Annotated in this window: 1 protein-coding gene; it reads left to right on the top strand. The window is 45.4% G+C overall.

The window, feature by feature from the left end:
* Window positions 1-974: RHS repeat-associated core domain-containing protein (locus HMPREF0670_RS17485; RefSeq protein WP_316928777.1), on the top strand; the 974-nt coding region annotated here is incomplete at its 5' end.
* Window positions 975-1052: the final 78 nt, after the last annotated feature.

Genomic DNA, 1052 nt, shown 5'->3' with positions numbered 1-1052 from the left:
GAGTTGTCACATTTAAATATGACGCACTGGGTCGGAGAATCGAGAAGTCCTTCAACGGCCGCGTGCACCGCTACCTGTGGGATGGCGACGTTGTCCTTCACGAGTGGGAGTACGACGAAACGAAACGGCCGCAACCAATCGTTGCCGAAAACGGCGATGTGTCGTTCGACAGGCCCGAACCAACGGACAACCTCGTCACCTGGATTTACGACCCCGATAGTTATGTACCCACAGCCAAGTTGGTAAACGGCAAGCGTTACGGCATCGTGAGCGACTACATCGGTCGCCCCGTGCAGGCCTACGACGAACATGGAACGCCCGTCTGGCAAGCCGACTACGATATCTATGGCAACTTGCGCAACCTTAGGGGCGACAGAAAGCTCGTGCCATTCAGACAATTGGGACAGTATGAGGACGAGGAGACGGGGCTGTACTACAATCGGTTCAGGTATTACGACCCGAATACAGGTGGGTATATAAGCCAAGATCCGATAGGACTGGCAGGGGAAAATCCAACGTTGTATGGGTATGTGGAAAACATGAATGTGGATATAGACATTTTAGGTTTACATATAGCAAATGCCGTATATACAAATACAAATGGCATAAATGGAGAGGTGGGAAGCTTTGCTAGCCAAAAAGGAGGTTTCCATTCAGAACCTCAGATATTAAATCAACTTGGAAACCAAAAGGGAGGTCATCTAGAAATAACCTCAATGGGTCCAAAGGGAGATGGAAAAACTTCATTCTTTAAAGGGCCTAGTGGAAAATCTTTCCCCGCAGGTCCACTGCCTCCTTGCGGTCCTAAATCTAAGAACTGCGATGCACTTTTGTACAACCATGCAAAGAATCATGGTATGACAATTACATATAAATGGAATGACATGCATGGAAATTCAAATGTTAGAGTTTATAGCCCAGATGGAACCGTCATGGAAAATGGGATAGATATTTCTTGTAAATACTGCAAATAGATATGGAAAGTATATTTGATTTTTTTAGTTGTAAGAGTTGGTTGATCCTCAGAGAAAGAACTTTTCATTCTCTAATTA

The organism is Prevotella sp. oral taxon 317 str. F0108, assembly GCF_000162415.1.
Lineage (GTDB): Bacteria > Bacteroidota > Bacteroidia > Bacteroidales > Bacteroidaceae > Prevotella > Prevotella conceptionensis.
The sequence above is the reverse complement of the archived record's forward strand: the minus strand, read 5'-3'. Positions and strand labels throughout refer to the sequence as shown.